We start from the raw sequence: 25,734 nt of genomic DNA, 5'->3' as shown, positions 1-25,734 counted from the left end.
TAAATTATCGTTATAATATTTTCCATTTTAAGCAAAAAGGTAAAATAATGAAAGAGCTAAATGGCTCGCAAATGATTTGTGAAGCATTAAAAGAAGAAAATGTTAAAGTAGTTTTTGGTTATCCTGGTGGTGCGGCTTTAAATATTTATGATGAAATTTATAAGCAAACTCATTTTAAACATATCCTAGTTAGACACGAGCAAGCAGCCTTACATAGTGCTGATGCTTATGCTAGAATGAGTGGCGAGGTTGGTGTGGCAGTAGTTACAAGTGGACCTGGTTTTACTAATACAGTTACAGGTTTAGCTACTGCTTATAGTGATTCTATACCTTTGGTTTTAATTTCAGCTCAAGTTGCAAATTCTTTAATAGGAACCGATGCTTTTCAAGAAATCGATGCTATAGGTATTTCAAGACCTTGTGTAAAGCATAATTATTTGGTAAAAAATATCGAAGAATTACCTAAAATTTTAAAAGAAGCTTTTTATATTACTACAACAGGTAGAAAAGGGCCTGTGCATATTGATATACCTAAAGATGTTACTGCTGCTATAGGTAAATGGCATTATCCTAAAGAAATTTCTATGAAAACTTACAAGCCAACCTATAAAGGAAATATCAAGCAAATTAAAAAATTAGTAAGTTTGATTAAAAATGCTCAAAAGCCTTTATTTTACCTAGGTGGAGGTTGTATAGCTTCTAATGCTAGTGATGAATTAAGAGAATTAATTCATTTTTGTCAAATTCCTGCAGTTGAAACCTTGATGGCTCTAGGAACTTTAAGAAGTGATGATGAGCTTAATTTAAAAATGGCAGGCATGCATGGGAGTTATTGTGCAAATATTGCTTTAAGTGAGTGTGATTTACTTATTGCTGTGGGCGCTAGGTTTGATGATAGGATTACTGGTAAAACAAGTGAATTTGCTAAGGGCGCAAAAATCGTTCATATCGATATAGATCCAAGCTCTATTTCTAAAATCATCGAAGCGCATTTTCCTATAGTTGGGGATATTAAAAGTGTTATTTTAGATACCTTAGAAGAATTAAAAAAAGAAAGTTTTGATAATACAAAATACCAAGAATGGTTTAAAACTTTACAAAGATATCAGCAATTATATCCTTTAATCTATGAAGACAGTGATGAAGTTTTAAAACCTCAATGGGTTATAGAAGAATGTGCTAGATTAGCTCCTGATGCAAGGATAATTACTGATGTAGGGCAACATCAAATGTGGGTAGCGCAATTTTATCCTTTTAATTATGCAAGACAACTTGCAACAAGCGGTGGGCAAGGAACTATGGGGTATTCTTTACCGGCCGCACTTGGAGCTAAATTAGCTGTGGGTGAAGAAGTAGTGGTAAATTTTGTAGGCGATGGTTCTTTTTTAATGAATATACAAGAGCTAATGACAGCAAGTGCTTATGGAATCAAAGTGATTAATATCATTTTAAATAATTCTTTTTTAGGCATGGTAAGACAATGGCAAAGTATGTTTTATAAAGAAAGATTTTCTAATACAGATTTAACAAGCCAGCCTGATTTTGTCACTATTGCTAAAGGTTTTCATTGTGAGGGTTATAATGTCTTTAGTAAAGAAGAATTTCAAAAAGCTTTCAAAGCAGCCTTAGAATCTAAAAAAACTTGTGTTTTAAATGTAGCTATAGATCGTTATGAAGATGTATTACCTATGGTGCCTGCAGGCGGAGCTATTTATAATATGATTTTACCTAGCTATAAAAACAAGGATAAAAAATGAAAAGAAGAGTAATTTCTGTCATTGTATTAAATGAGCATGGGGTATTATCACGCGTTGTTGGGCTTTTTTCAGGACGCGGTTATAATATAGAATCTCTTACAGTTGCACCACTTGATGATAAAGAATTCTCAAGGATTAACATCGTTACTTTAGGCGATGAAAAAGTTTTTGAGCAAATTATTAAACAACTTCATAAACTCATACCTACTTATAAAGTGATTGATTCTAGTGATTTTATAGAAAAAGAAACAGCCTTGGTAAAGATTGCTTTAAATGAAAATTTTGCAGGCTTAGATGCTATATTAAAAGCTTATAATGGTAGTGTAACTTATAGTGATGATGAGTTTATTATAGTAATGGCAAGTGATAATGCAAAAAATATCGATAACTTTTTAAAAACCATGAAAAAGTATAACCCTATTAGTGTTGTTAGAAGTGGTTCTATTTTAATGGAGGTAAAATGAAAATTAGTGAAATTGCTAAATTTTTAGGCATAGAATATTGTGGAGATGATATAGAAATTACAGCTTTAAATTCTTTGAATAATGCAAGTTTTACTGAACTTAGTTATTGTGATGGAGAAAAAAACTCTAAAAAAATTGCAAGTAGTGGAGCTGGGGCTATATTGATCTCAAAAGAATTTGAAAATTTAGTTTCAAAAGATTGTATTAAGCTAGTTGTTGATAATCCACATTTATCTTTTGCGCTTTTAAGTAAGCTTTTTGCTAAACCTTTAATTTCTAGTGAAAAGAAAAATTCTAAAATCGCTAAAAGTGCCAAGATTATGCCAAATGTTTATATAGGCGAAAATGTCCAAATAGCTGATCATGTGGTGATAATGGCAGGTGCTTATATAGGTGATAATGTAAGTATAGGTGAATATACTATAATCCATCCAAATGTTGTGATTTATAATGACACTAAAATAGGTAAAAAATGTCATTTACTGGCAAATTGTGTTATAGGTAGTGATGGTTTTGGCTATGCACATACAAAAAATGGCGAGCATTATAAGATTTATCATAATGGAAATGTTATTTTAGAAGATTTTGTAGAAGTTGGAGCTTGCACGACTATTGATAGAGCAGTTTTTGAAAGCACTATCATAAAACAAGGCACAAAGATTGATAATCTTGTTCAAGTAGGGCATAATTGTGAAGTAGGGGAGAATTGTCTTATAGTAGCTCAAAGTGGAATTTCAGGTTCAAGTATTTTGGGTAAAAATGTTACTATGGGTGGGCAAAGTGCTACAAGTGGGCATTTAGAAATAGGGGATTTTGCTACCATAGCTGCAAGAGGTGGGGTCACTAAAAATTTAGAAGGTGCTAGGGTTTATGGTGGTTTTCCTATCATGCTTCAAAAAGATTGGTTGAAATTTCAAGCAAAAATTATCACAGCTTTTAGGGATAAACATGAGTAAAAAAGTATTTAAAACTATAGAGTTACATGGTAGTAAAAGTGGAGAAATAAGTCTTTGTAATCTTTCTAATCCTTATGGTATAGGAAGTAATGATGTTTTAAGTATAGGTGTGGCTTTAAAAAAAGAAAATGGAATAGATTGGAAAGTTCATATTCCATATGAAAATTTAAAAGATCTTATCCTAGCACTTCAAGAAATAGAAAAAAGTAAAGCCTAGTTTAAAAACTAGGCGTATTTAAATCCCGTTTTCTTCCTGCACTTACAATTAAAACAAAATTAAGTACAATCAAAACATACACAAAAGTTGGTATAGGAAAAGCATCGCCATTTGCATAAGAATGAAGCCCAGAAAGGTAAAAATTTACTCCAAAATAAGTCATTAATATACTATAAAAGGCTAAAACGCTAGCACTTGCAAAAACAAAAATAAAATAAGTTTTGAAAATAAATCTTAAGTGTAATACCATGGTATAAACTACAATAGAAATCAAAGCCCAAGTTTCTTTTGGATCCCAACCCCAATATCTTCCCCAGCTTTCATTGGCCCAAACTCCACCTAAAAAATTTCCTATCGTGAGCATTGCAAGTCCTATTATCATAGACATTTCATTAACACAGTGTAGTTTAGTGATGTTTAAATCTATGTTTTTATTTTTACCTCTTAAGGTAAAAAGAATTAAACTTAAAATCCCTATAATAAAACAAAGTGCTAAAAATCCATAACTTGCTGTTATAATAGAAACATGAATATTAAGCCAATATGATTTTAAAACAGGTACTAAATTCCCAATTTGAGGATCCATAAAGCCAAGATGAGCTACAAAAAGTGAAATACCTGCTAAAAAGCTCGCACCACATAAGGCTAAGAGTGATTTTCTAAAAAATATCACAGCACTTATCGCACAAGCAAAAGCTATGTAAATCATACTTTCATAAGCATTACTCCAAGGAGCATGCCCACCTACATACCAACGAATGCTTAAAGCTAGTGCATGTATGAATACACATATACTTAAAATGATGTAAAAAAATCTATATACAAAGGCAGATAAAGAAATATTTTTTAATATAGTATAAAAACTTAAGAAGAAAAACACTAATGCAAAGCTAATATAAACAAAAGTTAGATTATCAAAGATGTTATAGTGATTAAGTAGTATTTCAAGATCTAATCTTTCTTTTGGCGGTAAAACACTGCTTCCATAATGATTTTGAAAGTCTTTTAAAGATTGTAAAATTTCATTTGCATCTTGCCATTGATTATTTTCAATACCATTGCGAACTTGTAAAAAATAGCTAACTAAAAGCACTTGTAAACGCTCTACATCTTCTTTTGCAAAAGGTAAAATTTGCACCGGTGAGTACCATTTTAAACTTTGCTCATTAATATCAGGAAAAATAGTTAAAGCTTGACCGCTATAAATATAATATGCATGATTTATTTTTTCATCTAAGGCTAGCAAATCTTTATCAAAGCTAGTTCTTAGTGAGGGCTTTTTGCGATTAGCTTCCTCAACATAATTGCTAAGCTTATATATCCCATTATCAAACACATCATCAAATGCTATGTATTTTTCATTTATATCTGTGCCTATTAATTCTCTTAGCTTGCCTGTTTTTGTAGCTATCATTTTGATTTTTCTAAATTCTTTAGGATAAATCATCATTGCTAGAAAAATTTGATCATAGTGAAGATTTAAAAATTTTTCTTTTTGAGTGATTTTATAAACAAACTCCATTGCCAAAGTATCTAAAGGTTTGATTCTACCATTATGATCTTGCACAAGTAATCTTGTAAAATTTAAAGAATGTTCATAGGAATTTTTTTGCAAATTTGAGATTAAATTTAAAATTTCATTTTTATTTTCTTGTGCAAAAAGCGGAGTTTGTAAATTTGCAAAAAGCAAAATAAACAATACAAAACTTTGGCTTTTTTTTAAATAAATGCTTAAACGATGAAATCTTGAGTTTTTGTCAAATAAAACCCATAAAAATCCCAAAATCAATAAAGTATAACCTATATAAGTAGGGATTTTACCAGGATCTTTATTGACTGAAAGTATAGTGCCTTGCTCATCTTGATCATAAGAACTTTGAAAAAATCTATATCCACCATAATCAAGAACATTATTCATAAAAATATCATAATCTAAGTTAATATTATTTTGCTCATCTATGATTTGAATTTTTGAAGTATAAGAAGATGGACTCATAGAACCTAAATAACGCTCTAGTATAAAATCTTTCAAGTGTAACGCAAAAGGAAGTTTAATTTCTTTGGGCCCCCAATTGATAGTAAAATCTTTTCCTTGTAGGTTAAAATGCACTGCTTGTTTGTTTGTAAAATTTGGATTTAAGGTTATTTGCGTATTTGCTTTTTGATAATTAATATTTAATTTTAAGCTAGCAGGTGTGATAGAATCTTTTTGTGGAATATATTTGATAGAGCTTATGATTAATTTCTCGCCATTTAAGTCTATAGTTTTTTCAAAATGCTTTTGAGTTAGCGGGGTAAAGCTAATAGGAAATTCAAAACTAGCATTAGTATCAAAATCAGTAATTTTTATAAATTCTTCTCTAGTAACTATGGTGCTAGAACTTTGATTTTCTCTTATATGCATTCCACCTTCTAAGCCAAAATATCTAGTAAGTCCAGCACCGATTAAAATCACTATAAAAGATAAGTGTAAAAGCAAGATAGAGTATTTTTTCTTTTGAAAAAGCTTATTATAAAATATCACTCCGATTAAATTTAAACCTAGTAATAAATGCAACATATCAAACCAAGCATTATTATAAATTAAAGCTTTAGCCGCACTAATACCAAAATCATTTTCTATGAAAGTTGCTACAGCACAAGCTATAGCATATATGCTCATTAGTAAAAAACTCATTGCAAAAGAAAAAAAATACTGCATTTTTAACCTTTAAATATTATTTTCTTTATAAAAATGTATAAGTTTTTGTGCTATGGTTGCTTCGTCTAAATTTTGATTTTCTTTTTGGTTTAAAAGCTCCATTGTAGCGCTTAATCTTTTTGCGCTAATAAAACCAGGATAATTTAGCAAAGTTTGGCTGTTTTTGTTTAAAATTACAATAGTAGGGGTGGCTACTATATCATAAATACTAGAAAGTTCGGCTGTACTTAAGTCGCTTTTGTGGTTTTTATAAAATGTATGAATTTTTTTATAGCTTATATTTATATAATATGAGCTGTATTTTTCTTTTATAAGTTCTTGTATTTTTTTATCATTTTTAATTTCTTCTTTTAATTTATCACAATAAAGGCAATGATTTGCGCTGAAAATGATTAAAATGTTTTTATCATCACTTTTTATATTTGCATTATCTTTAAATAAATGAGCTATTTCTTCATAAGATTTTTTATCTAAATCATTTGCTTTTTGCAAATTTTCTTTAGAAAATTGTGTACCACTTGAGATTAAATTAGAATCAAGTTTTTCTTCATTAGAACAAGCTATAAAAAAAATACTTAAAAAACTAAGTGTGAGTATTGTTTTAAACATTTAAAATCCTTGAAAAAGTTAGGAAAAGTCCTTATTCGCTATTATAGCGAATAAGGTTATAAGATAGTGTTAAAGAAAGTATAAAGCATTAAAAATAAAAATACCAAACCAGTGATTAGCATTGCAAATCCTGCAAGTTTAGCTAGCCATTGATATGCTTTGAAGTTACTTTTATTTTCATATAAAGTGCTTAATTTTCCACTTTCTTTTAAGCGTTTATACCATACGCTTCTTTCTTGTTTAATCTCTTCTTCACTAATACTTCCTGAGAAAATCACCATATCCATAGGGAAGCGATCTGCTCTAAAATGTGTATTAAAGAAGTGAATTGCAAAAATAAATCCTGTAGCAAGTAAAGCTTCATCAGAGTGAAGTAGGGTTGCTAAGTTGATTGCTTCACCTGGTAAAAATTTACCAAAGAAAGCAGGAAACCATAAAATAAGCCCTGAAATACCAATGATAAACATACCCCAAAATACTGCTAGATAATCAAATTTTTCCCAATAAGTCCAGCGGTCAAATTGCGGTCTTGGTCCAAAACCAAAAAACCATTTAAAATGATCTTTCATATCTTTAAAATCTTGCCAATTTGGCATTAAAGAATCAGGACCAAAAGTAGCTTTTAAAACTTTCATAAAGCTTATTTTACCAGTGATTGGATCTCTTGCTACATCACGGCGTTTCCAATTTACAATGATGATTTCTCCAATGTGAGAGAAAAATACTGCAAACATTACTATAGCTGAAATATGATGTATGGTTGCTGCATTAATGATATCTCCACCCATTAAATCAATCATAGGTTTAGCCCACGCTGAATCATAGAATTTTTGTGGTAAGCCTGAGAAAGCAAGACCCAAAAAGCTAGCTGCCATAAAGAAATGTTGAATTCTATGGAAAGTACTAAATCTTCTTACTCTTACTTTATCTTCATGCGCTGCTTTTCTTGCTTCTTTCCATTCTTTAGGATATTTTATACGCATAGTAATTAAACGCAAGCACCAAAGTATAGTATGGGCTCCAAAGAAAACAAATACAGAAATCACCAAAATAGTCATGAATATATAAGCACCATGCAACCCAGGATATTTTTCACCATCGCTATGATCAGCATGCGCCATCCAATTTACGAAATTTTCATTTGCATTTGGATGACATGATTTACAAGTTTGAACACGGTTTATTGGCGAGAGGGTTGAGTTTCTTTCGCTTGATTTTAATATATTGTGTTTACCATGACAATCAGAACAAGTAGCAACACTTGGAGTTTCACCTGGTGTGCTTAATACCATACCTTTACCATGGAAAGTCATATGAAAAGTTGTGCTTTTTTGTTTATGGCATTGTGCGCACTTTTGATCGACTAATTGTTTTTGTGAATAAATTCCTGAATGTTTTGGAGTGATATGAACAGAGTGACAAGTCGCACAAGATGGTTTTTCTTTTTTCTTTTGTGTATCTTGAGCAGGTAAGAACTCTTGCACCCCATGAGCACTCTTTGCTAAAGCATTACTTGCTTTTTCATGGCAAGTTGCGCATTTTTGATTGATTAAGTTTTTACTTGCTGCAATATCAACTCTAATGCCTTTACCTTTTTGAGCATGACAATCACGACAAGATGGGGTATTGCTAAATTTAAATCTTGAGTGAATAGTATCTTTAAACTCGATAATTTCTTTAGCTTTTTCCCATTTAACTGTATCTATTTTTTCAACTTTTCTACCTGAAGTTACCCATGATTCAATGCCATCAAGCATTACAACAGAGTTCTTATAGCCAAGTTCTATAGCAACTGCGGCAGCTTGAGAAGCTTCAAATCTAAAACGATTTAAACCATAAAATACTAAATTTGCATTTTTATCATTAGGTAGTAAATTTTGCCAATTTTCCACATAGGTTGATATGGAATTAGGTATATATCCATTAGCTTGTCTATCTTGCTCTGAATTGACATCAAAAAAATAAGTATTGTTTTGATCTAGCATTTCTTGAGCTTGCGCTAAGCTAATACTTTTTACACCTTCTATTGAGCCTATTTCTCCATTAGCCTCAGCAAAAATAAATCCTGATGGCATAAAAAGAGTAAAAAGGACAATAAAAAGTCGAGTGATTAAATTTTTCAAGACTAGCTCCTTATTTGAAGGAAGAATTTTTTATTCTTCCTTTGTTTTTATTTACCATTTAGGATATTTTGTGCTTCTTGGATATAAATTAAAGCTTCTTCTATGATTTTCTTAGAATAAGCAGGTCCATGAACACCCCAAGAACCATCTTTTTCTAGTCTATCAGCTATGGCTTGAGCTTGATTTGTTAGGCTTAGTACTTTTGATTTTTGCTCTACTGAAAGTTTGGTTTTTTCAGCAAAAGTTTTATCAATATTTGCTATGCCTTTTCTAATTTTCTCATAGCCTTCTTTAACAGGGTTTTGCCACTCCATTACCTTATCATAAATCATTTCTTGATTGCTAAAGTGAAGTTTTTCAGGTAAGGTTGATTGCACAGGACTATGACAACCACTTGCACCAGGGCCCATTAGATTAATATCACTAAAACTAGTTCTACCACAACTCCACATTAAATCAAGGAAAAATCTACCTTCATCATCTCTAGCTATAGTCCAACCACCAACTTTAGGTGATCTTTCTTTGCCTTCTGGTGGGTTAAGTGTTTTTGCTGTTTTATCTACTTTGATATTCCAAATATGTGAAGCTCTAACATTATCAAACCCGCCTTTATCAGGGTTTTGAACCGCTCCAAAGTTTTCACAACTCATCATATTTGGCATGTGACAAGCTGTACAATTATCTTTTGCATGAATTCCGCCTTTTTTGAAAAAGCTTGCTTGAGTTTCATGACAGTCTTTACAAGTTTTTTTAAGTTTTGTTTTAGTATAACCGCTTTTCCAATCATTAAAAGTTACTTCATGTGGATCATGACAAGTATTACATCTCATACCCTTATCATAGTGTGCTGAAGAATACATTTGAGCACCTTCTGTTCCACACGCAGGACAACTTGATTTAAAATATGCGTTGAAAGGTTTTCTAGGATTGATTTTAGCATCGGTTTCATTATATGAAAATCTTTGATGACATCTTTCACAATTTGATGGCATACCCGCACCTCTTGCTCCATAAAGATGTGCTCCAGCCCCATGGCATTCCTCGCAAGTAATACCTTTTGAGATGGTATGTTTTTGAAGTTCTTTTGGATTGCCCAGTGCTTTATAAAATTCTTCCTTACTTTTAAAGTCAAATTTAAAAGTATGACAGGTTTCACAATATGCAGTAGCAGGTTGGAAAACAGCTTTTTCTTTATAGGTTGCAGCATAAGAGTTTGTTCCCCATACTTGAGAGCCATTTCCTCCAAAATCTTCCATTTTAGTAGGAAAACCAGGTGCAAATGCAGCTATTTTTTGTGCCATTTCAGGGGTTAAAAACTCACTCCAAAGTCTTGAGAATTGATTACCTCCAGCGGTTAATTTACCACTTAAATCACTCAAATTTCCATCTTCAACATGGTAGGTTCCACGCACAAGCCATCTATCTATAAAACCGTATTTTGTTCTTGGTGTTCCAATGAGAGCATAAACATCATTTGGATAAATTCCATCAGGTAAAATAGTAGCTTGAGAATTATACATAGGTTTTTTCAAACCATCAGCTCCACCAACTTCTTCCATTTCATGCGGAAAACGCACGGTTTTTGCATGACGAGAACGCTCCCAAGAAGCATATTGAGCAGGGTGACACTCACCGCATTTTTTTGGCCCTACAAATTTGTTTGGAAAATCCAAAAAAGACTCATAAGGCAAGCGATAAGTAATAGAAGCTTGTTTTAAATCATGCTCAGCAGCAAATTTAGCTCCATTCTGATTTAAAACCCAGTTTTCAGTTCTATCACTATGGGTAAATTTACCCACCAAACGCCCTTCTTTTTCATATTTAAAAATAGGGTGATGCTTGTAAAGATAGTCAAAAAATGCATCTTCTTGAGCTACATATCCATCAAGGGTTCTAGGCTCTGAAGAAGCAAAAGCTTGCGAACTCAAACTTATGCCTAAAGCTAAACAGGCATAGGTAGCAACCTTAGCTAATTTGTGTTTCATAACTTCCCTTTCATGTAGTTTGTTAAAAGATAAAAATACTCTTATTTATTATCTATTAACTATTAAAGTATAATTTTGACTATTTTTTAATAAAAAATAACTTAAATTTATACTTTAATTAATTATTTATTAATATAAATATTAAAAAAGAAGTTTCTTGAAAGTGTTAAATTCTACTTATAGTTCCCACTACCTTACCCACGATTAAAAAATCACCATTTTGATAATGAACATCTGCATAACTTAGATTAAAAGAGTGTAGATAAACTCCGCCTTTATTACTTTTAAAAATTTGTTTGATAAACAAACCATCTCGAGTATTTACCGCAAAAACCCCGCCTTCTTTAAAGCTTTTACTTTTATCTACTAAACACAAAGAGTCATCTTTGATTTCAGGCTCCATGCTATCGCCTATACAAGGGATGATATCACAATCTTTAGAGCCAAAAAAATCACTTAGTTTTTCATCTATAATCACTTCTGAAAAACTCACATTATCATTTAAAGCTCCACCTCCCATAGAGGCATTAACATCATAATATTTTAAAACATTATAGCTTAGATCAAGTGATGGAGTATTGCTCTCAAGGGAATCTTCATAAAAAAATGCATTGATATTGATATTTCTTTCATTTAAAAAATGAAGTATTTGTTTATAAGGTATGGAATTTCTAAATTTCATACTATAAAAGGTATCAGGATTGATATTTAGCATTTTAGCCACATCAGAATCTTTGGCGTTTTTTATGCCTTCTTTTTGGAGTATAAATTTAAGTTTATCAGTAATTTCGTTCATTTGCATAAAAATCCTTTTAAATAAAAAGTATTTTAGCAAATTTACTTTTATTTTGCAAGAATTCTTTTAAATTAAAAGATATTTAGCTTCCAAATTTATGGAAGCTAAAAAATTATTTATTGATTAAGCTTTTGATGTATTGATCTACCATGTATAAGCCATTGCCATTATCGCTTATGAGTTTGATTTTATCTACTATACCTCTAAAAAGCGCTTCTTCTTCGTGTTGTTCGCTTACATACCATTGCAAGAAATTAAAAGTAGAATAATCTTTACTTGAAAGCATAAAATCTACAAGATTGTTAATAGAAGCAGTAATGCTTTGCTCATGCTCAAAAGTTTTTTCAAACACATCAAGTAATGATTTAAATTCACTATCAGGTTTTTTAACTTCTTTTAATTCTACTTTAGAATCAGTTTCATTTAAATAAGTGATGAGTTTTCTTGCATGATCACTTTCTTCTCTTGCATGCTCAAACAAAAACGCTCCCGCACCATCAAAACTATGTTCATAACACCATGAACTCATGCTTAAATATAAATTTGCCGCATACATTTCTTTATTGATTTGCTCGTTTAGTAAAGCTACTACTTCTTTAGAAAGCATTTTTTCTCCTTTTTTAATAATAATTTTATAATGATATATTTTAAAGTTTAATTTATACTAAATTTATATTTTATGTATAATTACGCTAAAAAATAAAGAGTAAAAAATGCAAATAAATACTTTTAAAGTTGATAAAGCTATAACAAACAAAAATGAAGACTTATTTAGTAGAATAGAAAATGCTACTGCACTGGCGAAAATTATAAAAAGTTATCAAGATGAAGATAGTATTTCTATAGGTATTATAGGGGATTGGGGTAGTGGAAAAACTTCTTTTGTAAATATGATTTTAGAGGAACTTAAAGATGATGAAAATTTCATTATAATAAATTTCAATCCTTGGAATATTTCCACTAGAAAACAACTTATTAGTGATTTTTTTACAATGCTTTCTAAAGAAATTTGTAAAGTCCCATTTCCTGAATTTAAATGTAGGAATTTAAAAAAAATATATTCTCATTTTAAATTTAAATTTTTTTCTGAAGTATCCCAAAATTTAGAAGATTTAGCATTATTGTTTAAAATGTCATCTTATGTGATCGCAGATCCGGTTACTTCAGTGGCAATGTCTAAAACTTCAAATGCTATCAGTGATTTTAATAAATCATTGAGTGCAGAGAAAAAAGGTTTAGATGAAATTAAAAATAAAATCAACACTGCTTTATCAAATATAGACACAAAAATCATTATAGTTATAGATGATCTTGATAGATTAGCCGATACGGATATACGAGAAATTTTTCAACTTGTTAGATCTATAGCAGATTTTAAAAATACTATGTATATTCTTGCTTATGATAATGAAATAGTCACCAAAGCCTTAGATAAAATCCAAAAAGACAAAGGCGAAAGATATATAGAAAAAATAGTGCAAGTTCCTATAGTGCTACCTAAATTAAATAAAGCTGATTTAACAGCAATTTTTATGCAAAAAATTGAACAATTTAACTTTACTTACGAAAAAATCGATAAGAATGAATTTATAGAGAACTTAGAAACAAATAATTTTGCAGGTGCTTTTGAAAATATAAGAGATATCAATAGATACTTAAATGTTTTAAAATTTGAAATGAGTGCTATAAAACAAGAGTTATATTTGTATGATTTTGCTGTGATTACTTTGTTTAAGGTTTTTGAGCCAAAATTTTATGAGTTTATTTATAACTATTCTGAATTTTTCAAAAGAACCGCTTTAGATTCTGATGAAAAAAACAAAGAACTTCAAAAATCCACATACACTAATTTTATTGATAAACAAATAAAGTGTTTAAATAAGTTAAATAAAGAAGTTGCTAAAAATTTGTTAATTTCTATTTTTCCTAGAATAGATGATTTGTATAATAGAGATTTTTCTGAAATAATAAAAGATAGAATAGTATATGAATATAAACATAGGATTGCTTCTTCAGAATATTTTCAAGATTATTTTGTGTTAAATTTCACAGAAGAGCTTATCAAAAAAGAAACTATAGATAAAATTATAAAGGCAAATTCACACCAAGAGTATGATGATATTTTTAGTAAATATTGTTTAAAATCATCTGAAGCGTTAAATGAATTACCTTTTAAAATGAGTGTTTATGCTAAAGACTTTAAAAGTAGTGAATTTATTTATTACCTTTGGAGTATTTTTGATGAAATTTATAAAGAGGAAGATTTTTCTTACTATGATAGATGTGAGTGCTTTTTTGAATTGATTTCAAATATGACAGGTAAAGGAGATATAAATAACAAAGAATTACTTAATGAAAAATATCCACTAGATGCAAGAATGTTATTTATATATAGTTGCAATTATTCTATGAGAGAAAAAGGGTATTTTTATGAGAAAGAATTAAAAATATTATTAGACAAATTACTTCAAGAAGATAGTGAAAAAGTAAAAGAGAAAATAAAAGCACATATTTGTGCTCTTAGAACAAATAACTTTCATTACCTAAAAAACACTTTTAAAATTTTTGCACAAAATTCAAAAATATTTTTCTTGGTTTTAGAATTTTTTATAGAAAAAGATGAAAATAATCAAAAACACATTAATCAAAAATTATTAAATTATATTAAACTTTATGAATTAAAAACTATGATCGAAGAAACTTTTAAAAATCCTACTGATGAACAAAAAGAGCTTATAGAATTTTATAAAAATGACTTGCAAAAAAAAGCTTTGCGGTATATTAATCCAAGAGGATATGTTGAAAAATAATTTTATTTTGCTTAAAATTGTAAGTTTATTTATTATCAAAGGTTAAAAATGCAAGAATGGTTAAAAGTAGATGAAGAAACTTTAAAAAACAAAGTGCGTGAAGCGTATTTTTCAAAATTTTCTGTAGTTGGTTCTAGTATTGATTTTATTGTCACACAAAAACACAAAGACTTAGGCGAGATTAATTTATTTTGGGCTGAAGCTAAGCAAGGCATAAGTGATATTAAAAAATCATTTGTTCAACTCATTATGACTATAAAAAATGGAAGTTTTCATACCATGCAAACACCTGCTTTAATAGGTGCATTTGATGCTGAAAAAATCGCATTTTTACCTTATTATAAAATTCAAGAAATTTTTTATCAAAATGATAGGGTTTGGGGTGTAGCAGCTAGCAAACACACAAGTGAACAGTTTTTAAAACTTTTAAAAGAATTAGATGAAATTTTAAACGAAGCTTTGATTTTTTACTATGAGAAAAATGATGAGGAATTAAAAAAATTCATAAAAGAAAATTTAACAAACGAAAACATAAGTAAATTTAAAATCGACAAAAACAACTTTGTAAGCATATATCACAAATGGAGCAAAAGCGTAAAAGAAAGCATAAGTATAGATTGGGATTTAGCAAAGAAAAACGGCATTATCGATGCGGACTTTTACCTAGCTGATTTACTCTCAAATGAAAATCAAACCATAGTAGAAAAGCTTTTTGCTATCTTGAATAAAGATCATTATGAATTTAATGCCAAAAAGACAGATCTAGGCTCTATCGCTACGGAAAAAACAGGCTTTAAAGATAATCAAAAAGCACATAAAGATTTTTGGGCTATTTATGAGCGTCCGCCTTTAGAGGAATTTTGGGATTATATGATAGAGCGCAGGGATTTGCTTGTAGATCAAGACATTAGAGAAAGAAAGGGAGCGTTTTTTACTCCAAGAATTTGGGTGGATAAAGCAAGTGAGTATTTATCAAAGGCTTTAGGCAAAGACTATGAAGAGAAATACTATATATGGGACTGTGCTGGTGGGACAGGAAATTTACTAGCAAATTTCACAAATGCAAAAAATATTTTTTGCTCTACTATAGATAAAGCAGATGTTGATGTGATACATGAGCGTATAAAAAATGGAGCAAATTTATTTGAAAATCATGTTTTTCAATTTGACTTTTTAAATGATGAATTTTTTGATAAAGTAGATGATAAAGGCAATGTCATTTATAAATCAAAACTACCTTCAAATTTACAAGAAATTTTAAAAGATGAAAACAAACGCAAAAAACTCATCATCTTTATAAATCCACCTTATGCAGAAGCAACTACTACATCTACCATAGGAAACACAGGAAAACACAAAGATAAAGTTGCTGTATATAATAAAGTTTATGAAAATTATTTGGGAGTTTGTGGTAAATCATTAAGAGAACTTTTTGCACAATTTTATATAAGAATATATTGTGAGATAGAAGACTGTGTATTAGCTACTTTTTCTACTTTAAAATATGTAAATAGTTCTAATTTTTCTAAATTTAGAGAAACTTTTAAGGCTAAATTTTTAAAAGGCTTCATAGCACCTTCTTATACTTTTGACAATGTAAATGGAAAATTTCCTATAGGATTTTTGATATGGGATATGAGTAAAAAAGAAGAAATTAAAAAAATAAAACTTGATGTATTTAATGAAAATGGAAATTTTTTAGGTAAAAAAAGTTTTTTTCCTTACGAGAAAAATATAAAAGATTGGTTAAGACAATATAATGATAAATGTAAAAATAATAAAGATAAGTTGGCGCATTTAGTTAGAGGCAGTGTTGATTTTCAAAATAATAATGTTGTTTTTATTACTCTTGTTCCATCTCAAAGTATTATAAATGCTAGTAATGAAAATTCTATATTTAAAGAAAACTTATTAGTTGATTCTATATTTTTTTCTGTGCGTCATGCTATACCTGCTACTTGGCTAAATGATAGAGATCAGTTTTTATATCCAAACAAAGCATATCAAAACGACAAAGAATTTCAAAGTGATTGCTTAGCTTTTATGCTTTTTCATGGGCAAAATCGAATAAGTGCAAAAGAAGGTGTAAATCACTTCATACCTTTTAGTGAGAAAGAATTAGGCATTACTCAAGAAGCATTTAAGAGTGATTTTATGTATAAATTTATAAATGGCAAGATAAAAAATGAAGATGTTTTATTTGATGATGAATTAGATAAGGTGGAATTTTCTAATGAAGCAAAAGAACTTTTAAAAGCAGGCAAAGTGCTTTTTAAGTATTATCACACACATAAAGAAAAGGCGGGGTATTTAGTAAATGCTTCTTTGTATGATATAAAAGAATTTTTTCAAGGTAGAGATGAAAAAGGCAAGATGAATATACCCAGCAAAGCGAAAGATGAGCATTATAAAATTTTGCTTAATGATTTGAATTTAGCTTTAGATATTTTGGCTAAAAAAATTGAACCAAAAATTTATGAATATGGCTTTTTGAGAGAGTGATTAGCTAATACTAAAAGAAAAAACACTACCTTTTTGTGGGTTAGATTGAATTTTTAAAGAACTTTTGTGTAAAGTGAGTATTTTTTTAACTAAAAACAATCCCAATCCAAAAGAGTTATTTTGTGTTGAGTTTGCTTTGTAGAATTTTTTTGTTATAAATTTAAGATGTTTTTCTTCTATGCCTATGCCTTGATCTATGATAGTAAAATTTTGATTTTCTACAATGATTAGTACCTCTTTTTTGCTGTATTTTAAGGCATTATCTATTAGATTAATTATGACTTGTTCTATGAGAAATTTATCCGCTTTGATAAAGCTTGTTTGGCCTTGAATTTTCAACCTATCATCTCTAAAACTTTCTAATAAATTTTTACTTAAAGCATATAGGTCGAATTTTTCTAAATTTAAAGAATCAAAATTAAGATTAAAAACAAAATTGAGTTTGTGTGTTAGTTGGTTGATTTTTACGCTTTGTTTGTGAATTTTTTCAAGTAAAAATAATTTCATATTTTCATCATTGGTTTCTTTTAAAGATTGCAAGCTTAAATCTATAACGCTTATAGGGTTTTTAAGCTCATGTGATATAGCGCTGATTACATTGCTTAGTTGGGTGTTTTTGGTTTGAATTTTCTTTGCTTGTTTTTTGTTTTTTAATTCTTGCTTGATGAGTAATTTTTTAATTTTCAATAAGCGTAAATTTAAATTTTTTAATTCATAAACGAAATTATATTTTAAAATGAAATTAGTATTTGATTTGATACTTTTAACAAACAATAATAATTCTTGAAAATAATTTTTGAAAAAATTAAATACAACAAAATAAAACGCAACAAGTACAAGCAAAAAGAAAGAAAAAATAATAATATTTTTAATCCAAAAATTTTGCACCAAAGAGTGTATTTTAGGATATACAATGATGATGTATTGATAGTTTTTATAAGCATAAGCTTTAAAATAAATTTCTTTTTGCTTATAAAAATCATGGGTAAAATTAGACTTAAAATGATTTAGAAAATAAGAATAATCTTTTAATGATGAAAAAATATCATCATTTTGTTTAATGATAAAATCCGCTCTGGTATTTTGAGCAAATTGCTTGATATTATTGGAATTTAGTGTATCTAATAACTGAAATTGTAAAACATCATTGAGTGTTTTTAGTTTTTGCTCATAAGTATTTTTTACCGTAGTATTGATATAGCTTTCATTGAAAAAATAAAACAATATAAAAAAAGCAATACAAAAAAATCCAAGTGTAAAAAGGAAAAATGTTTTTATTTTTAACACAATTTATAACCCACCGAACGCACTGAAATGATATTTTCTTTAATTTGTGGAATTTTTTGTTTTAATCTTAAAATAGCTGTATTGATTGTCTTATCGCTTGTTGTGTCATTTTTCCATACTTGCTCACTTAAAAATTGACGGCTTAGAAGTTGATTTTTGTGATTAAAAAAACACTTGAGTAATTCCACATCTAGGGTTGATAAATTTTCAAATGTATTTGTTTTATAGGTTAATTTTCTCTCTTCTATATATAAGGTAAAATCTTGATAAGAAATTTGTTCTTTTGGAGTTTTATTTCTTTTGGTTACGGCTTTGATTCTAAATAAAAGCTCATTAAAATCAAAAGGTTTACATATATAATCATCACAGCCTTGCTCAAAACCTTCTAAAATATCTTTTTGTAAAGTCTTTGCACTAAGAAAAATCACAGGCTCCATATAACCTTTTTTTCTTAATTGTTTTATCATCTCTACACTATCACCACTTGGTAAATTTCTATCCATGATGATTAAGTCTATTTCGTTTGTATCTAGAAAATATTCTAAGTTAAAAAAATCAAAATAACTATAAATTTTTATATTTTCTTGACTAAGTCTTAGTGTGATTAATTCATTTAAGTCTTTATCATCTTCTATCAAAATAATATTTAACATATAAAAATTATATCAAAAAATACATGTATCCAAAATGTTTCCAAGTTTTTTTAAATTTTCATTACTTTTTAACTAAGGAGAAAAAATGAAAAAACTTTTAGTTTTAAGTGTGGCTGCTTTTGTTAGTTTAAACGCAGCAGAATTAAAAATAGCAGGTTCATCTACTGTCTATCCTTTTACTTCTTTTGTTGCTGAAGAATATGCTGTTATAAAAAATACAAAAACACCTATAGTTGAAAGTCTTGGCACAGGTGGTGGTTTTAAAGTTTTTTGCGAGGGTATTACTGATATTTCTAATGCTTCAAGAGCAATTAAGCCAAGTGAATTTGAAACCTGTAAAAAATCAGGTGTGAGTGATATAGTCGGGATTATGATAGGCTATGATGGCATAGTTTTAGCTCAAAGTAAAATCAATACCCCGTTAAATATAAGCTTACATGAGTTATTTTTAGCTTTGGCTAAAGAAATTCCACAAGATGGAAAATTAATCCCAAATCCTTACACAAATTGGCAACAAATCAATAAAAATCTACCAAATAGAAAAATTACAATCTATGGTCCTCCATCAAGTTCAGGAACAAGAGATAGTATAGAAGAGCTTGTAATGGTAGATATTTCTAAAAAAATTCCAGAATACAAAGGTGTATATAAAACTATACGTCAAGATGGAGTATTTATACCAAGTGGTGAAAATGATAATTTAATTGTTTCAAAACTTTCTGTTGATAAGGAAGCTTTTGGGCTTTTTGGATACGGATTTTTAGCTAGCAATGATGATAAAATTAATGCTGCCCACATTGATGGTGTAAAAGCTGATGAGAAAAATATATCTGAAGGAAAATATAAACTAGCTCGTTCTTTGTTTATATATATGAATGCTAAGAAAAATCCAGAAGTATTTGAATTTGCAAAAATTTACATGAGTGATGATTTGGCTAAAAGCGGAGCAGAATTAGAAAAAATAGGATTAGTTTCTTTGGATGAAAAAACTTTAAAAGCAACCCAAAAACATATAGAAGAAAAAGGTTTATTAACTGATGAGCTTGTTAAAGCAGGGAAAGTTTTTTGATTTAGGATGAAAAATTGATAAAAGAAAAAATAATAAAATTAACGCTTTTTCTTTGTGCTTTTGTTAGTGTAGTGGTAAGCTTTGCTATTATGCTAACTATTTTAATTGAAGCATTAAAATTTTTTCAAAAAGAAAGTGTATTTACTTTTTTATTCTCAAGTCAGTGGGCAGCAGATGCTGCATTTGTAGGTGCTGATGGAAGTAGCAAGCATGGGGTTTTTGGTGCTTTGAGTTTATTTTGGGGAACTTTTTATATTTCATTGATAGCAATGCTAACAGCCTTACCTTTAGGTGTAATGTGTGCTATTTATCTTGGAGTATTTGCAGGTAAAAAATCTAAAAACTATTTAAAGCCTATTTTAGAAATCATAGCAGGAATTCCTACTGTAGTTTTTGGATTTTTCGCAGCCATAGTTGTAGCTCCATTTATAGTATGGTTTTTCTCTCTTTTTGGTATCAAAGCTAGTTTTCAAAGTGCTTTAGGTGCAGGTTTTATCATGGGCATTATGATAGTTCCTATAGTGGCTTCACTTTCACAAGATTGCATTGAAGCTGTAAGTTTAAAAAGAATCAATGGAGCTTATGCTTTAGGTATGACTAAAAAAGAAGTTGTTTTTGCAGTGATTTTACCAGAAGCAATGCCAGGTATAGTTGCAGCTTGTCTTTTAGGACTTTCAAGAGCTTTAGGTGAAACGATGATTGTTGTTATGGCTGCTTCACTGCGTCCAAATTTAACAATGAATTTTTTAGAAGATATGACAACAGTTACTGTAAAAATAGTAGAAGCATTAAGCGGTGATCAAGCTTTTGATAGTTCTTTGGCTTTAAGTGCATTTTCTTTAGGACTTGTGCTTTTTATTATTACATTAATCATTAATATTTTTAGCGTTTATCTGATAAATCGCTTCCATAAAAGGAAAAATTTATGAAAAAACTTTTCAAACAAAGAAAAAAAGCTTCAAAAAATTTCAAAAGATTCTGTAAAATAGGGCTTTATATAAACCTTATTTTTCTTTGTATTTTTTTATCAAGTGTAGGGTATCTTGGAGTAGGAGCTTTTAAGCAAACTTATATTTATGTAGAATCTGATAGAAATAATCCTTCTTATGAACTTTTATCACGTGCTGAACAAAGGAAAATAAGAACAGGTCAAATCAAAGAAAAATCTTGGCTTTTAGCAAATTCTGAAGTTGATCAATATATGAAAAAAAACTACAATAAACTAAGTGATGAACAAAAGGCTTTAGTTGATGAATTAGTTCAAAAGCAAGAAATCAAACTAAGTTTTAACACAAATTTTTTCCTTAATGGAGATTCTAAATCACCTGAAAATTCAGGAATCTTTGCTTCTGTGGTTGGAACTTTGCTTGTAATGTTAGTATGTATGGCTGTGAGTATCCCAATAGGAGTTGGAGCGGCTATTTATTTAGAAGAATTTGCTCCGCAAAATGTATTTACGCATTTTATAGAAGTATGTATAAATAATTTAGCTAGTATTCCTAGTATTTTATTTGGGCTTTTAGGACTTGGAGTGTTTATTAATCTTTTTGGGATGCCGCGTTCGAGTGCTTTAGTTGGGGGATTAACTTTAGCTATTATGAGTTTGCCTATTATTATTGTATCAACTAAGGCTGCCTTAAAAAGTGTGGATATTAATATGAAAAATGCAGCATATGCTTTAGGTATGACTAAAATTCAAATGATAAAAGGTATTATGTTACCTTTGGCAATACCTATGATTTTAACAGGTTCTATTTTAACTCTAGCAGGAGCTATTGGCGAAACTGCACCTTTAATGATTATAGGTATGATAGCTTTTATACCTGATGTAGCAAACTCAATTTTTGCGCCAACAAGTGTTTTACCTGCTCAAATTTTTTCATGGTCGGCTATGCCAGAACGCGCATTTTTAGAAAGAACAGCAGCGGGGATTATAGTGCTTTTATCTCTTTTGGTGATTTTAAATTTAGCAGCAATACTTTTAAGAAGATATTTTCAAGGAAAATTAAAATGATAGCAAAAACAACAAATTTAAATTTATTTTATAGTAAAAAACAGGCTTTGTTTGATATTAATATGGAAATTCAAAAAAATAAAATTACAGCTTTAATAGGTGCTTCAGGCTGTGGAAAATCCACATTTTTGCGTTGTTTTAATAGGATGAATGATAAAATAGCAAAAATCGATGGTCTTGTTGAGATTGATGGAAAAGATGTTAAAAATCAAGATTTAGTCGTGCTTAGAAAAAAAGTTGGAATGGTATTTCAACAACCTAATGTTTTTGTAAAAAGCATTTACGATAATATTTCTTATGCTCCAAAACTCCATGGGATGATCAAAAACAAAGATGAAGAAGATGCTTTAGTGGAAGATTGTCTTAAAAAAGTAGGGCTTTTTGAAGAGGTAAAGGATAAGCTAAAGCAAAACGCTCTAGCACTTTCAGGTGGTCAGCAACAACGTCTTTGTATTGCAAGAGCTTTAGCTATAAAGCCAAAATTATTACTTTTAGATGAACCAACTTCTGCACTTGATCCTATATCTTCAAGTGTTATAGAAGAGCTTATTAAAGAATTAAGTCATAATCTTTCCATGATTATTGTGACACATAATATGCAACAAGGTAAGCGCGTGGCTGATTATACTGCGTTTTTTCATTTAGGAGAGCTTGTGGAATTTGGAGAGAGTAAGGAATTTTTTGAAAATCCTAAAAAAGAAAAAACAAAAGCTTATTTAAATGGAGCTTTTGGATAATTTTTATTTATTTAGAAATTTTGATGATGAAATTAATCAAAATTTCTAAAATACATTTGTTTATTCTTAAAATCAGTATAATTAAAAATATATTTATCTTTAAAAAAGCAATTTTTAAGTAAAATTACTTTTACTTTCAAAAATTATTATCAAAAAGAGTATTTATGGCCAGCAAACAACTTTCACTCAAGCATCTTAGTATGCCTATACTACTTGAAATGTTTTTAAGATATTTTTCATTGATTATTAATACCGTTATGGTTTCGCAGTATTCTAACTTTTTAGTTGGAGCTATGGGTGCGGGTAATCAAGTAGCAGATTTATTTATCATTATTTTTAGTTTTTTAAGTGTGGGTTGTAGTGTGGTGATTGCTCAAGCTTTAGGAGCTAAAAATTATACTTTAGCCAGAAAAGTAATCCATCAAAGTTTATTTTTAAATGGCTTAATCGGACTTGTGTGTGGAAGTTTGATTTTATGGCATGGAGAGTTTTTGCTTTACCTTTTACAAATTCCAAATGAACTTTTAAAAGACAGTGAAATTTATTTGCATATGCTTGGAATTTGTTTGTTTTTTGATGCTATGGGTATAGTTTTGGCTGCTATTATTAGGGTGTATAATATGGCTTATTGGGTTATGTTTACAACCTTATTGATGAATGTTGTGATATTTATAGGAAATTTTTATGTGTTACATTTTACCAAATTAGAGCTTTTTGGAGTAGGGCTTAGCAATATATTAGGACGTTTAGTAGCTTTTGGTATGCTAGTGGCAATACTTAGTTTTAAACTTAAAATTTATCTTAAAATTAAAGAGATGATAAGCCTTGAAAAAGCTGTACTTAAAAAGATTTTAAATATCGGTGGGTTTGCTGCTGGTGAAAATTTAATATGGTTTATACAATACACCATAGCTTTTGCTTTTGTAGCAAGTTTAGGTAAAGAAAACTTAAGTGTTCAAACGATTTATTTTCAAATTTCTTTACTTATTATGTTAGTAGGGCAAGCTATAAGTGTGGCAAATGAGATTATCATAGGTAAATTAGTTGGCGCAAAATACTTAAATGTAGCTTATAAACATACTTGGATAGCTTTGTATTTTAGCGTGGTAGCAAGCGCTTTTGTAGCTTTACTTAATTATGTTTTGCAAGATTTTACTATGGGTGTAGTAAAACTTGAGGAAAGTTTAAAAGATCTTATGATACCACTTTTTACTCTTTCTATTTTTTTAGAAATTTCAAGAACTTTTAATATAGTCATGGTGAATTCTCTAAGAGCAAGTGGCGATGCGAGATTTCCGTTTTTAAGTGGAGTGGTGTTTATGCTTGGGGTTTCTTTACCAGTTGGTTATGTGCTTTGTTTTTATGTTGGACTTGGAATTTTAGGAGTTTGGATAGGTTTTTGCGCGGATGAGTTTTTACGTGGTATTGTAAATTCATATAGATGGAAAAGTAAAAAATGGCAAGGCAAAGCTCTAGTATAAAAGGAATTTTAGAATTTAAAGAATTTTGTTTTGCTTTTGAAAAGAAAAAACTTAAATACCTAAGACTTAGGATAGATAGAGATTTAAATTTCAAGCTTAGCATACCGCTATATTATGAGCAAAGAGATGTTTTAAGATTTTTAGAAAAAAATGAAAGTTGGATTAGAGCTAAAGAAAAAGAACTTTCTTTAAAAAGGGTAGCTATAGCAAGTGATGAGCTATATTTTTTAGGTAGAAAATACAAGTTAGTCTTTGATGAAAATTATAAAAAAGTATTTATTAAAAAAGGTAAAATCTTTGCAAAAAATCAAAAAGCCTTAGATCTTTTCTTAAGGCGTAGTGCTAGAGTGATTTTTGAGTTTTATATAAAAAAATGGGAATTTGCTTTTGAAAGAAAGGTGCAAAGAATTTGTATTAAGGAAATGATTTCGAGATGGGGTTCTTGCAATCATCAAAAAGCATACATAAACTTAAATTTAAAACTTATGCAAAAACCTATAAAAGCTATAGAATATGTGATTTTACATGAACTTACACATTTAATCTACCCACATCATCAAAAAGAATTTTATGATTTTTTATATAAATTAATACCTGATTATAAAGCATGTGAAGTTCTTTTAAAGAGTTTTATTTATTAATAAAAATTTATTTTATTTTAAATAATTATTTATTAAAATAAATAGTTTTTAAATATTTCTTTAAAGGAGAAACAATGAAAAGAAGAAGTTTACTGAAAGTAGGTGCTATTGGTTTAGCTGCTATGCTTTTTAGTGGGGTGGCTTTAAATGCTAATGATGTAGTTAATTTCCCAAAAGATAAACAAAAAGCTTTATTGCTCTCAAGTTCAGGTTATAAAGATACTGGATATTTAAATCATGCTTTACCTTGGCTTAAAGAATTTGTTGAAAAAAACAACTTAAAAGGTAAAAAAGTAGCTTTTGTACCTTATGCAGGTGTTAGAAAAACATATGAGCAATATGAAGCACAAGTTGCTAAAGCTTTAGAAAGTTTAGGACTTCAAATAATTAGTGTACATAGGGGTAATGCTGCTGATATTGTTAAAAGCGCTGATGCGATTTTTGTAGGGGGTGGAAATACTTTTGAACTTGTAAATCAACTTTATAATAATAACCTAGTAGAACTCATCGCAAAAAGAGTAAGCGAGGGTGTGCCTTATGTTGGTTGGTCAGCAGGCTCAAACGTAGCAGGTGCAACTATGATGACAACTAATGATATGCCTATAGTTGAACCAAAATCATTCAATACTTTTAATATCTTCCCTCATCAAATCAACCCGCATTTTATCTCAGGCAAACCAGTAGGACACAATGGTGAAAGCCGTGAAGAAAGACTTGAAGAGTTTTTGATTGTTAATCCTAAAGTAGTTGTTTATGCTTTACCAGAAGGTGTTGCGTTATTACTTGATGGCAAAAAAGCAAAAGTTTTAGGTATGGATAAAAATGCTCCACTTTTAAAACTTGAAAATAAAAAAGAAATTCAAAAAATCGCTATCGGTTCTGAATTTAACTACTAAAATGACAAGCTATCTATATTTTAGATAGCTTGTTTA

At 29.3% G+C, this 25,734-nt stretch carries 21 protein-coding genes; 13 read left to right on the top strand and 8 right to left on the bottom strand.

Annotated features, from left to right (window positions below; all coding sequences use genetic code 11):
* The first annotated feature begins 47 nt into the window (after nt 1-47).
* From ACOTVC_RS04930 to ACOTVC_RS04915, 4 genes are read left to right on the top strand one after another with little or no spacing between them, the layout of a single operon-like run.
* On the top strand, nt 48-1,757 hold the full coding sequence (locus ACOTVC_RS04930) for an acetolactate synthase large subunit (RefSeq protein WP_421627860.1): 1,710 nt from the start codon (nt 48-50) through the stop codon (nt 1,755-1,757).
* Nucleotides 1,754-2,221, top strand: coding sequence for an acetolactate synthase small subunit (gene ilvN, locus ACOTVC_RS04925; RefSeq protein ID WP_039628356.1), 468 nt, complete (start codon nt 1,754-1,756; stop codon nt 2,219-2,221). The genes ACOTVC_RS04930 and ilvN overlap by 4 nt, the downstream gene beginning before the upstream one ends.
* Nucleotides 2,218-3,177 carry a UDP-3-O-(3-hydroxymyristoyl)glucosamine N-acyltransferase gene (gene lpxD / locus ACOTVC_RS04920; RefSeq protein ID WP_039641518.1) on the top strand — a complete coding sequence of 320 codons (960 nt, stop codon included), beginning with the start codon at nt 2,218-2,220 and terminating at the stop codon, nt 3,175-3,177. The genes ilvN and lpxD overlap by 4 nt, the downstream gene beginning before the upstream one ends.
* Nucleotides 3,170-3,394: a hypothetical protein gene (locus ACOTVC_RS04915; protein WP_039618362.1), complete on the top strand. Its 225-nt coding sequence runs from the start codon at nt 3,170-3,172 to the stop codon at nt 3,392-3,394. Before lpxD ends, ACOTVC_RS04915 begins: the two co-directional genes overlap by 8 nt.
* A 1-nt stretch (nt 3,395) precedes the next feature.
* Here the strand turns inward: ACOTVC_RS04915 and ccsA are convergent, their stop codons facing one another.
* From ccsA to ftnA, 6 genes are all read right to left on the bottom strand, one after another.
* Entirely contained in the window at nt 3,396-6,095 is a 2,700-nt protein-coding gene (ccsA, locus tag ACOTVC_RS04910) for a cytochrome c biogenesis protein (RefSeq protein ID WP_214099396.1), read from the bottom strand.
* Nucleotides 6,096-6,104: 9 nt separating this feature from the next.
* Nucleotides 6,105-6,704 carry a SoxW family protein gene (locus ACOTVC_RS04905; RefSeq protein ID WP_214099397.1) on the bottom strand — a complete coding sequence of 200 codons (600 nt, stop codon included), beginning with the start codon at nt 6,702-6,704 and terminating at the stop codon, nt 6,105-6,107.
* 56 nt (nt 6,705-6,760) lie between these two features.
* The gene (locus ACOTVC_RS04900; RefSeq protein ID WP_047208790.1) at nt 6,761-8,779 is read right to left on the bottom strand and encodes a rhodanese-like domain-containing protein; all 2,019 of its coding nucleotides are present in this window, start codon (nt 8,777-8,779) and stop codon (nt 6,761-6,763) included.
* A 95-nt stretch (nt 8,780-8,874) separates the two neighbouring features.
* Nucleotides 8,875-10,812 carry a multiheme c-type cytochrome gene (locus ACOTVC_RS04895; protein ID WP_080749657.1) on the bottom strand — a complete coding sequence of 646 codons (1,938 nt, stop codon included), beginning with the start codon at nt 10,810-10,812 and terminating at the stop codon, nt 8,875-8,877.
* Between the two features lie 166 nt (nt 10,813-10,978).
* Nucleotides 10,979-11,614 carry a S24 family peptidase gene (locus ACOTVC_RS04890; protein WP_214116464.1) on the bottom strand — a complete coding sequence of 212 codons (636 nt, stop codon included), beginning with the start codon at nt 11,612-11,614 and terminating at the stop codon, nt 10,979-10,981.
* A 106-nt stretch (nt 11,615-11,720) separates the two neighbouring features.
* Entirely contained in the window at nt 11,721-12,215 is a 495-nt protein-coding gene (gene ftnA, locus ACOTVC_RS04885; protein WP_039618354.1) for a non-heme ferritin, read from the bottom strand.
* Nucleotides 12,216-12,321: 106 nt separating this feature from the next.
* On the opposite strand from ftnA, the gene ACOTVC_RS04880 reads away from it, so the two are divergent.
* Nucleotides 12,322-14,418, top strand: a complete 2,097-nt coding sequence (locus ACOTVC_RS04880) for a KAP family P-loop NTPase fold protein (protein WP_421627858.1) — start codon at nt 12,322-12,324, stop codon at nt 14,416-14,418.
* A gap of 48 nt (nt 14,419-14,466) precedes the next feature.
* Nucleotides 14,467-16,920: a hypothetical protein gene (locus tag ACOTVC_RS04875; protein ID WP_421627857.1), complete on the top strand. Its 2,454-nt coding sequence runs from the start codon at nt 14,467-14,469 to the stop codon at nt 16,918-16,920.
* Here ACOTVC_RS04875 and ACOTVC_RS04870 read toward each other — a convergent pair whose 3' ends face one another.
* Complete coding sequence (locus ACOTVC_RS04870; RefSeq protein ID WP_421627855.1) at nt 16,921-18,144, bottom strand: sensor histidine kinase; 1,224 nt, start codon at nt 18,142-18,144, stop codon at nt 16,921-16,923. It abuts the gene before it with no gap.
* Between the two features lie 56 nt (nt 18,145-18,200).
* Complete coding sequence (locus ACOTVC_RS04865; protein WP_214115334.1) at nt 18,201-18,860, bottom strand: response regulator transcription factor; 660 nt, start codon at nt 18,858-18,860, stop codon at nt 18,201-18,203.
* A gap of 85 nt (nt 18,861-18,945) precedes the next feature.
* On the opposite strand from ACOTVC_RS04865, the gene ACOTVC_RS04860 reads away from it, so the two are divergent.
* From ACOTVC_RS04860 to pepE, 7 genes are all read left to right on the top strand, one after another.
* Nucleotides 18,946-19,929 (top strand): substrate-binding domain-containing protein, encoded by a 984-nt coding sequence (locus ACOTVC_RS04860; RefSeq protein WP_421627853.1) that lies wholly within the window; start codon nt 18,946-18,948, stop codon nt 19,927-19,929.
* 14 nt (nt 19,930-19,943) lie between these two features.
* Nucleotides 19,944-20,858 carry a phosphate ABC transporter permease subunit PstC gene (gene pstC, locus ACOTVC_RS04855; RefSeq protein WP_039641510.1) on the top strand — a complete coding sequence of 305 codons (915 nt, stop codon included), beginning with the start codon at nt 19,944-19,946 and terminating at the stop codon, nt 20,856-20,858.
* Nucleotides 20,855-21,943, top strand: coding sequence for a phosphate ABC transporter permease PstA (gene pstA, locus ACOTVC_RS04850; protein ID WP_214116108.1), 1,089 nt, complete (start codon nt 20,855-20,857; stop codon nt 21,941-21,943). Before pstC ends, pstA begins: the two co-directional genes overlap by 4 nt.
* Nucleotides 21,940-22,680: a phosphate ABC transporter ATP-binding protein PstB gene (pstB, locus tag ACOTVC_RS04845; RefSeq protein ID WP_214097695.1), complete on the top strand. Its 741-nt coding sequence runs from the start codon at nt 21,940-21,942 to the stop codon at nt 22,678-22,680. Before pstA ends, pstB begins: the two co-directional genes overlap by 4 nt.
* Nucleotides 22,681-22,844: 164 nt before the next feature.
* Complete coding sequence (locus ACOTVC_RS04840; protein ID WP_421627851.1) at nt 22,845-24,161, top strand: MATE family efflux transporter; 1,317 nt, start codon at nt 22,845-22,847, stop codon at nt 24,159-24,161.
* Nucleotides 24,137-24,802, top strand: a complete 666-nt coding sequence (locus tag ACOTVC_RS04835; protein WP_214115327.1) for a M48 family metallopeptidase — start codon at nt 24,137-24,139, stop codon at nt 24,800-24,802. The genes ACOTVC_RS04840 and ACOTVC_RS04835 overlap by 25 nt, the downstream gene beginning before the upstream one ends.
* A gap of 74 nt (nt 24,803-24,876) precedes the next feature.
* Nucleotides 24,877-25,698: a dipeptidase PepE gene (pepE, locus tag ACOTVC_RS04830; protein ID WP_263692431.1), complete on the top strand. Its 822-nt coding sequence runs from the start codon at nt 24,877-24,879 to the stop codon at nt 25,696-25,698.
* The last annotated feature ends 36 nt before the right edge of the window (nt 25,699-25,734 follow it).

Source organism: Campylobacter sp. GB48 (assembly GCF_049221845.1).
Taxonomy (GTDB): Bacteria; Campylobacterota; Campylobacteria; order Campylobacterales; family Campylobacteraceae; genus Campylobacter_D; species Campylobacter_D lari_C.
The sequence above is the reverse complement of the archived record's forward strand: the minus strand, read 5'-3'. Positions and strand labels throughout refer to the sequence as shown.

Bases quoted from the DNA above. Each gene is read 5' to 3' on its own strand.
- pstB (WP_214097695.1), top strand. From the start codon at position 21,940: ATGATAGCAAAAACAACAAATTTAAATTTATTTTATAGTAAAAAACAG.
- ACOTVC_RS04860 (WP_421627853.1), top strand. From the start codon at position 18,946: ATGAAAAAACTTTTAGTTTTAAGTGTGGCTGCTTTTGTTAGTTTAAAC.
- ACOTVC_RS04890 (WP_214116464.1), bottom strand. From the start codon at position 11,614: ATGCAAATGAACGAAATTACTGATAAACTTAAATTTATACTCCAAAAA.
- lpxD (WP_039641518.1), top strand. From the start codon at position 2,218: ATGAAAATTAGTGAAATTGCTAAATTTTTAGGCATAGAATATTGTGGA.
- ACOTVC_RS04915 (WP_039618362.1), top strand. From the start codon at position 3,170: ATGAGTAAAAAAGTATTTAAAACTATAGAGTTACATGGTAGTAAAAGT.
- ccsA (WP_214099396.1), bottom strand. From the start codon at position 6,095: ATGCAGTATTTTTTTTCTTTTGCAATGAGTTTTTTACTAATGAGCATA.
- ACOTVC_RS04865 (WP_214115334.1), bottom strand. From the start codon at position 18,860: ATGTTAAATATTATTTTGATAGAAGATGATAAAGACTTAAATGAATTA.
- ftnA (WP_039618354.1), bottom strand. From the start codon at position 12,215: ATGCTTTCTAAAGAAGTAGTAGCTTTACTAAACGAGCAAATCAATAAA.
- ACOTVC_RS04895 (WP_080749657.1), bottom strand. From the start codon at position 10,812: ATGAAACACAAATTAGCTAAGGTTGCTACCTATGCCTGTTTAGCTTTA.
- pepE (WP_263692431.1), top strand. From the start codon at position 24,877: ATGAAAAGAAGAAGTTTACTGAAAGTAGGTGCTATTGGTTTAGCTGCT.
- ACOTVC_RS04840 (WP_421627851.1), top strand. From the start codon at position 22,845: ATGGCCAGCAAACAACTTTCACTCAAGCATCTTAGTATGCCTATACTA.
- pstA (WP_214116108.1), top strand. From the start codon at position 20,855: ATGAAAAAACTTTTCAAACAAAGAAAAAAAGCTTCAAAAAATTTCAAA.
- ACOTVC_RS04835 (WP_214115327.1), top strand. From the start codon at position 24,137: ATGGCAAGGCAAAGCTCTAGTATAAAAGGAATTTTAGAATTTAAAGAA.
- ACOTVC_RS04875 (WP_421627857.1), top strand. From the start codon at position 14,467: ATGCAAGAATGGTTAAAAGTAGATGAAGAAACTTTAAAAAACAAAGTG.
- ACOTVC_RS04905 (WP_214099397.1), bottom strand. From the start codon at position 6,704: ATGTTTAAAACAATACTCACACTTAGTTTTTTAAGTATTTTTTTTATA.
- ilvN (WP_039628356.1), top strand. From the start codon at position 1,754: ATGAAAAGAAGAGTAATTTCTGTCATTGTATTAAATGAGCATGGGGTA.
- ACOTVC_RS04900 (WP_047208790.1), bottom strand. From the start codon at position 8,779: ATGCCATCAGGATTTATTTTTGCTGAGGCTAATGGAGAAATAGGCTCA.
- ACOTVC_RS04930 (WP_421627860.1), top strand. From the start codon at position 48: ATGAAAGAGCTAAATGGCTCGCAAATGATTTGTGAAGCATTAAAAGAA.
- ACOTVC_RS04880 (WP_421627858.1), top strand. From the start codon at position 12,322: ATGCAAATAAATACTTTTAAAGTTGATAAAGCTATAACAAACAAAAAT.